Genomic DNA, 7,839 nt, shown 5'->3' on the forward strand with positions numbered 1-7,839 from the left:
CTGCTTCCCTCCTAGCTTTCGTTTCAACTTCCAGTACTTCTGTCAGTCAAGCAGCGCAACCAACTCAGAGTTGATCGGCGCAAAACCTGATCTTGCCCATGCCATCCTTCGGAGCTTGCAAAGCGATCGCAATTCATGGAGAGTTACGATCCCCGGAGTGGATGGACTTAACTCTCCATGAGCATTCAGCGATTCGCGCAATGCGCACCTTCCAAAGAACTGTTGTCGATCATTGACAGGCTAGAATTGGTGTATTGCTACAGAAACAAAGTGAATGAATGCTCAAGCTAAAGACTACCCCTTTGCCCAAGAATTCATCACCGATGCTGAAGGACGCATCCGCAAAGTTGTTATTGATATTGCAGATTACCAAAGATTGATTGAAGCTCTTGAAGATGAAGGGCTTTATCGTGCAATGGCTGAGGTTCGCAGTGAAACTCCTCTGAGTTTAGAGGACGCACTCAAGGAACTGGAACGAGAGTGAACGTTGAATACTTACCGAGCTTTCTGAGGGATTTAAAAGCGCTCAAAAGCACACCTGTATTTGAAGCAATTCCTCAATCTACAGGTTTGGGAGAAATCAGCAGGTTGAAAAAGCTCAAAGGTTTTGACGATGCGTATCGTATTCGAGTTGGTGACTACCGAGTTGGTTTATTCATTACTGGAGAAACGATAACTTTTGCTCGTGTGCTGCACCGAAAAGAGATTTACCGTTACTTTCCCTAATGGGTAGACTGCGATGATTGTTTCCATGAAACAGAGCAACTAAAGCGCCTGCATCTAAAATCACGTGAGTTCGACAGGTTAAAAGATAGCAGGAGGCAAAGCAGGCAATCCCTTCGGCTGCAAGTCGAGTGACGGCAGCTTGGGCTGATAGGTGTCAGCAATCAGTCCTGCTATCAGGTTGACCAGGAAATTCCAGCAACTGCGATGGCGCGAATGCTCAATCTGACATGTTCTTGAGTTGGTCATTCACCGATTCAATCAGCGAACGCTTTCTCAGCAGAAGCTCGTCAAGCTGATTGACGAGCTTCTGCTTCATGTTGCGCTTGCGTTTAGTGATCAATTGCAAGCCGCGCTCATAAAGTTCCTCAAACAGCTTTTGGGAGATGTAGCCTCGGTCGCCAAACAATTTTCCGAAGATGCCCTCACTCATCTCTGGCACAGGTTGACGGTCATCGGTATTGGCAGGCGTGAGCTTGAATGCCAGCAGTTCTCCGTGCTCGTTGATGATCAGATGCAACTTAAAGCCAAACTTCCAACCCGTCGAGCTTTTGCCCCAGCTGACCTGATGTTTGAACAGCTTGTGGCTGTGGGCGCGTGCGGGATGGCACACCTCAATCGGAGTGGAATCGACAAAGGCAATCCCAGTCATTTCGCCGCGTCGCGTGATCAGGAAACAGCACAATAGCATCAGACACCACGGCATCAGTTCCACAAAGCGGTTGTAGCTGACCAAGTTCGGAAATGCTTCGCGCCAATGCGGGAGAACCGTTAGCGTATAGAAATCCTTGAACGTTCTTGCACCAGAGCCATGAAAGGCAATCACAATCGTCATCACTTCACTCAAGCGCAAGCGGGAGCGACAGCGCTTCTCTCCGGGCATCGCAGGCAATTGGGGTTGGTGTGCCCAGGCCCATTCAAACGTTTGGCAAAAATCGTCTACGTCGTAGAACAGCGTGGTCAGATCCAAGCGCGATACGATGGGTTCCATAAGCTGAGACTCAAAAGAATTGTTGTTACTTCTTTCAAACGTAGTCTCAGCTTTCCTTTCGCGCTACCTTGCCCTCGTCGAACTCACGTTAAAATAATTTGCTTCAGTGACCAATTCGTTGCCTTTAAGTTTTCGAGAGCGACCCACAGAAAAAAGCTCCCGGAAATCCGAGAGCTTTCACCTAATCACTCAAAGAGCCTTTGCACTATTTGCCAATCACTTTCTTCGCTTCAGCCACTACGTTATCTACGGTGTAGCCAAACTTCTCCATTGCAACGCCGCCTGGAGCCGACACCCCGAAGCGCTCGATGCTAATCATTGCGCCTTCGTTGCCCATGTACTTGTGCCAACCGAAGCTAGACGCCGCTTCCACCACCAGACGCTTTTGGTCTGCTTGCGGGAAAATCGTATTCTTGTACGCTTCGTCTTGCTCCTCGAACAGTTCCCAACAAGGCATCGAAACAACACGCACCTTATGACCTTCAGCCCGGAGTTTTTCTGCCGCCTGAACGCAAAGGCTGACTTCGCTACCTGTCCCAACCAGAATGATGTCAGGTAGGTCATCGCTGCCAGAAAGAATGTATGCGCCCCGTGCTACAGCATCGATCGAGCTACCGTCCAGTTGAGGCAACGCTTGGCGAGTCATCGCTAGCAGAGACGGCTGATGGCGACGCTCGACCGCAATCTTGTATGCTCCAGAGGTCTCGTTCCCATCGGCAGGACGGAAAACTAACAGATTCGGAATCGCCCGCAGAGATGCGATCGTTTCGACCGGTTGGTGCGTCGGACCATCTTCACCCAGCGCTACCGAGTCGTGGGTCATGACGTAAATAACGCCTGCTTGTGAGAGCGCCGATAGACGAATCGCAGCTCTCATGTAGTCAGCAAAGACTAAGAAGGTCGCACAGTATGGAATTAAGCCAGACTTATCAAGGGCAATCCCGTTACAGATCGCTCCCATACCATGTTCACGAACTCCAAAACGGAGGTTACGCCCTTCGTAGCTTCCCTTTTGGAAGTCAGCGTATCCCTTGAGCAGGGTCAAATTGGAGTGAGTCAGGTCAGCCGAACCGCCGATTAATTCAGGAACCGCTTGCGCGATCGCATTCAGGGTCTTCTCAGACGTTTGACGAGTTGCCAACGCTTTATCTTCAGGCGTGTACTGTGGCAAACACTTCTCCCAACCGTCAGGCAGCTTACCGCTCAACCGCCGCTCAAATTCAGCCGCCTCTTCCGCATACTTCGACCGATACGTGGCGAGCGCTTCATTCCACTCAGCTTCGTATTTTGCCCCGCGATCGATCGCTTGACGCCACTGATTCAACGCATCTTCGGGAACGGTAAAGGGTTCGTATTCCCAGCCAAGATTGTTGCGGGTTGCCGTGACTTCATCACCGCCCAACGCTGCACCGTGAACGCCAGCGGTATTCGCCTTGTTGGGAGAACCGTAGCCAATGGTCGTGCGAACTTTGATCAGAGAAGGCTTGTCGGTCACGCTCTTAGCCGTCTCGATCGCCTGCTGAATCGCGTCTAAATCGGTATCGCCATTGGAGACGACCTGAACGTGCCAGCCATACGCTTCAAAGCGCTTACCAACATCTTCGGTAAACGATACCGCTGTGTCACCGTCAATCGAAATATGGTTGTCGTCATACAGCGCAATCAGCTTGCCCAAACCCAAGTGACCCGCCAACGAACACGCTTCACCAGAAACGCCTTCCATGTTGCAGCCATCACCCAAAATCACATAGGTATAGTGATCAACGATCGTGGCATCGGGCTTGTTAAACGTTGCCGCTAGGTGCGCTTCTGCCATCGCCAAGCCGACCCCGTTACAAATGCCTTGTCCGAGCGGACCTGTTGTCACTTCAATTCCTGGCGTTTCAAAGTTCTCTGGGTGTCCAGGTGTCTTCGACCCCAATTGACGAAACTGCTTGATGTCATCCATTGATACGCTGTCAAAGCCTGCCAAGTACATCAGGGCGTACTGAAGCATCGAGCCGTGACCGGCTGACAGAACAAAGCGATCGCGGTTAAACCAATACGGGTTTTTAGGGTTAACCCGCAGAAATTTATTCCACAGCACGTAGGACATCGGAGCCGCACCCATGGGTAAACCGGGGTGTCCTGACTTCGCCTTTTCAACGGCATCGATCGCCAGAAAGCGAATCGAATTAATGCAAAGTTCTTCGAGTGATTGGGCTGCAACGACCATGATTCTTTTCTTTAATGTTAGGAATGAACGACGGTTTGGCGCTGGACTGAAAAGGGCAGATTCGGCTTGATACTCAGGTCTCTGAACTCAAAACAAAATGCTTACCATAACCATTATGTAGGATAGTAAGCAAAAATACCTAATCAGTTAAAACTATCGGAAGCCATAACTAAACTACAGCTTCCTCATCATCTTAGTCAAAAGGGGGCACTTGAAATGATCTCTCTGGTAAAAATCAGGGGAGAGGTCGGCAGTTACGATCGCGCTCCGGTTTTCTGCATTCTATAAGGACGATCGCAGCGCACTCGGAACATCTGCAAGGATTTCTTCAACGGTTGCCGCATGAGGAGAGCCAATATGTTGCAGGATTTGCAGCGATTCTTGGAGATGAACGATCGCGGTTTCAAAGTTGCCGCTTGCTGAGCGGCAGCATTGTGCCATCATCGCCAACGCCGCCGCTTTGCCTTGCACATTCCCGATTTGCTCAAAGAGCGATAACGATTCTTGGTAGAGCGCGATTGCCTCGTTCACCTTGACTGGCTTTGAATCTGCATGTCGTAATTTTTCTTACTCATCAACGTCGTATTCTACCAAAGCGCCAACCAGAACTAGAGACTTGATGAAGCGCACTCTACAATAAAGCTAACTGAGTGAACGTGAGTACTATGCTTCCACCAGACCTCAAGCAGCTTCCAACTAGCGACGAACTGCCCTGCTCAGACGATATTCCTGTGGATAACGAAGACCAAAACTTTCTCCCCAACGTTTTGCTATTTCTTCTCGCCTCCATCTGGGCAGATCGCATGGACTGGTACTTCGGGGCAGACATGGCAATCTACCACACCACAGGCGTTAATCCTAGAGTTCCAGTCGTCCCCGATGGGTTTCTCAGCATCGGCGTAGAGCGCAAAAAAGGCGGCAAATCTCGCAAAAGCTATGTCCTGTGGGAAGAACAAGACATCCCGCCCATCTTAGTATTAGAGATGGTCTCCCACACTCCAGGCGGAGAGTACGACGACAAGCTAAATATCTACACTCGCTTGGGCGTGTTGTACTACGTCATCTACAACCCCGAATTCTGGAAGCGTGACGGACATCAACCCTTCGAGGTCTACAAGCTGGTCAACGGAATTTATCAGCTTCAAATTGGAGAGCCGTTTTGGATGCCAGAGATCGGCTTAGGCATCGGACGCGCTCAAGTTGTATTCGGCAACATTCCCCAAGAGCAGTTGGCATGGTATGACGAAGCTGGAACTCGTTACCCAACGGCAGAGGAGCGGGCAAACCAAGAGCGACAAGAAAAAGAGCGATTGATTGAGCGACTCCGAGCTAACGGAATCAATCTAGAAGACCTGCTGTAAAAAATGGGAGGAGATGCTTATTCCCTACGATCGTTTGCGATTGCTACATGACAGACTGCACGCGATCGCGAACCAACCACCCGCAATTCGTAACCAAACACTAGCGATCGCAAACCAATCACCCGCAATTCGTAACCAAACACTAGCGATCGCGAACCAACCACCCGCAATTCGTAACCAAACACCTGCAATCGAAATCTCAACCACTAGCGATCGCGAACCAACCGCCTGTGATCAGTAACCAAACAGGTGTGTTGAGATGGAGCCAAAGAGAAGTCATCAATCGCCTCTGAGAGATTTGTCATACTGGGATTAAATTATTCTCAAATGATTACGCTGGATGGTCGCCCCCATGTCAGATGAACCTACAAAGCCGACTGAAATAACTCTGAATCGAACCACCCCAGAGGAGCGTAAGCCGGAGGACTCATCGCCATCGGAGAAGCTGCCGCAGTCGCCAGAGGAGGCGCAGGATTGGTTAGAAAAGTCTGAGAAGTTTGTGAAGCTGGTGGCGGAGAATTTGCGCTATGGCAGTTGGTCAAAGCGGTTTGTGACGATCGGTGGAGTAGCGTTTCTGGCACTCAATCCCATCAGCGCACAGAAGGTCGGGGAGTTGTTTTTTGGGATGCGGGACTTGCCAGAGTGGTATGTGCCTGCATTCTGGATGGGGATGGGAGGAGTGACGATCGGGGCAGTGGGCGCGGCAGTCGTGACGTTACCCAAGCGCATTTTGGAGCCAGTGCCAGAGCGACAGGCGATTAAGGGATTGCGATCGTTTGAGCAGAAGGATGCGGAGATTTTTAAGCGGTTGGAGCGGCAGAGGGATGTGCAGGACTGTCTCGATGCACTGGATACGGAGGATTTGCGGCTGTTTTTGTTGATGGGAGAGTCGGGGGTGGGGAAGAGTTCGCTGTTGCAGGCGGGCTTGATGCCGAATTTGGGACAGGTGAAGCTGACTGGGGTGTATGTGAAACTGAGCGATCGCGATCCGATTGAGTTGATTCGGAAGGCGTTGGGGGCGGGTCGGGATGAGGCGTTTGTGGCGATGCTCCGATCGTCGGCGGAGAAGGCAGGAAAGCCGATCGTGCTGATTTTGGATCAGTTTGAGCAGTTTTTTGTGCAGTTTCAGGAGGCGGAGCGGGGGCGGTTTATTGGGGCGCTGAAGGAGTGGTATGAGAGCGATGTGCCCGTAAAGATTTTGATTGGGATTCGGGGGGACTTGAGCGATCGCTTGATTGAGATTCAGAAGGTGTTGGGGTATTCGGTGCGTCCTTCGCAGGTGCAACGGCTGGAGAAGTTTGCGCCAGAGCAGGCAACGAGGGTGCTGCGGGTAATTGCCGAGACGGAGAAGTGGTCGTTTAATGAGGCGTTTGTGCAGGAGATGGCGCGGGATGAGTTGGCGGGGCGAGATGGAAAGGTAGCTCCGGTGGAGGTGCAGGTGTTGGCGCAGATGGTGAGCCGGGAGCCAAGTGAAGACAATCGGCGGTTTGATCAGGTGGCGTTTCAAAAATTGGGGGGTGTGGATGGATTGTTGGGTCGATCGTTGCAGCGATCGCTGGATGCAATACCGGGGAAGTCGGAGCGGGAGCGGGCGTTGGAGGTGCTGTTGGCGTTGACGGATTTGGAGCGGAATGTGCGATCGGGGGCGTTTTCGATCGCGCAGTTGCAGGGGATGACGGAGAAGGTGCATGGGTCGCCGTCGGAGGTGAAAGATGCGGTGGCTTGGTTGTCGGAGTCGCGGTTGATTACGCCGGGAGATGGGGATGGGGAAGTGGTGTATGAGCTTGCTCACGAGCGGTTGATTCCGGCGCTGCGACAGGTGGCAAATCAGGAGCTTTCGGAGGCGAGTCGGGCGAATTTGTTGCTCGATCGGCGGGTAAATGAGTGGTTGGGGAGTGGAAAGAGTCGGCGGTATTTATTTAGCGTGAAGGAGCTATGGTTGTTGCAGCAGCAGCGCGGATTTCTGACATGGGGAGTGCAGCGAGGGCAGAAGCAGGAGCTATTACGTCGAAGTTGGAAGGGGATCAGTTGGACTTATGGATTAAGTGCTGCGCCCTTCATATTACTTCTATGCTTTGGAGGGTGGTCTTATACTTCGCCAGGACAGATTCAGTGGACGCGCTGGAACTTAATCATCATGGCAAATATGCAGGTTCTACCATCTTCTGGGCCTGTATCTCAAGATTTAACTGCTGCACTGAATCTGGATATGGTCTCTGGAGTTAAAAACAATCCTGTCCCCAGCCTATGGCTTAATTGGTTTGTTTTGGAAGGCTATAGCCCTACAGAGCTTTCTAAAATTGTAAAGCTCATTCCTGAAGTCAAGGATCGAGATTCTGCTAAGAGTCTTTTACACCAAGTCGAAATTGTTGTGGGAAATACCAAGTCCCCCGATATGAAACCTTCAGTGTTTAGTGACATGTCACAAGTCTGGGTTGCTTTTGGTGAAACTCAAAAAGCTCAGCAACTTTTATCTCACGCTCTGGACGTTACAAAATCGATTAAAGATGAATCTAGTAAAGCGGAGTCTCTCCAGTCGATTGCTGAAG

Annotated in this window: 8 protein-coding genes and 1 pseudogene; 6 read left to right on the forward strand and 3 right to left on the reverse strand. The window is 51.0% G+C overall.

All coding sequences use genetic code 11. The features are described from left to right. The 3 genes from AC5I6P_RS24685 to AC5I6P_RS24695 form a co-directional block, all read left to right on the forward strand. A partial coding sequence (locus AC5I6P_RS24685; RefSeq protein WP_495696424.1) for a hypothetical protein occupies positions 1 to 181 on the forward strand: 181 nt, incomplete at its 5' end. A 93-nt stretch (positions 182 to 274) separates the two neighbouring features. After that, entirely contained in the window at positions 275 to 484 is a 210-nt protein-coding gene (locus AC5I6P_RS24690; protein WP_495696425.1) for a RelB antitoxin-like protein, read from the forward strand. Further along, on the forward strand, positions 481 to 726 hold the full coding sequence (locus tag AC5I6P_RS24695) for a type II toxin-antitoxin system RelE family toxin (protein ID WP_495696426.1): 246 nt from the start codon (positions 481 to 483) through the stop codon (positions 724 to 726). The genes AC5I6P_RS24690 and AC5I6P_RS24695 overlap by 4 nt, the downstream gene beginning before the upstream one ends. A gap of 78 nt (positions 727 to 804) precedes the next feature. Here AC5I6P_RS24695 and AC5I6P_RS24700 read toward each other — a convergent pair. The 3 genes and pseudogenes from AC5I6P_RS24700 to AC5I6P_RS24710 all read right to left on the reverse strand — a co-directional run bounded on the left by AC5I6P_RS24700 (position 805) and on the right by AC5I6P_RS24710 (position 4,460). Then, positions 805 to 1,693 (reverse strand): annotated as a pseudogene (locus AC5I6P_RS24700) (IS982 family transposase). A gap of 226 nt (positions 1,694 to 1,919) precedes the next feature. Next, positions 1,920 to 3,929, reverse strand: coding sequence for a transketolase (gene tkt / locus AC5I6P_RS24705; RefSeq protein ID WP_495696427.1), 2,010 nt, complete (start codon positions 3,927 to 3,929; stop codon positions 1,920 to 1,922). 282 nt (positions 3,930 to 4,211) lie between these two features. Further along, a complete protein-coding gene (locus AC5I6P_RS24710; protein WP_495696428.1) occupies positions 4,212 to 4,460 on the reverse strand; it encodes a tetratricopeptide repeat protein in 249 nt (82 codons plus the stop codon). 134 nt (positions 4,461 to 4,594) lie between these two features. Here AC5I6P_RS24710 and AC5I6P_RS24715 point away from each other — a divergent pair, with 134 nt between their 5' ends. From AC5I6P_RS24715 to AC5I6P_RS24725, 3 genes are all read left to right on the forward strand, one after another. Further along, entirely contained in the window at positions 4,595 to 5,290 is a 696-nt protein-coding gene (locus AC5I6P_RS24715; RefSeq protein ID WP_495696429.1) for a Uma2 family endonuclease, read from the forward strand. A 13-nt stretch (positions 5,291 to 5,303) separates the two neighbouring features. Next, positions 5,304 to 5,531 (forward strand): hypothetical protein, encoded by a 228-nt coding sequence (locus tag AC5I6P_RS24720; RefSeq protein WP_495696430.1) that lies wholly within the window; start codon positions 5,304 to 5,306, stop codon positions 5,529 to 5,531. 111 nt (positions 5,532 to 5,642) lie between these two features. Then, positions 5,643 to 7,839: nSTAND1 domain-containing NTPase (locus AC5I6P_RS24725; protein WP_495696431.1), on the forward strand; the 2,197-nt coding region annotated here is incomplete at its 3' end.

Source organism: Myxacorys sp., assembly GCF_059501405.1.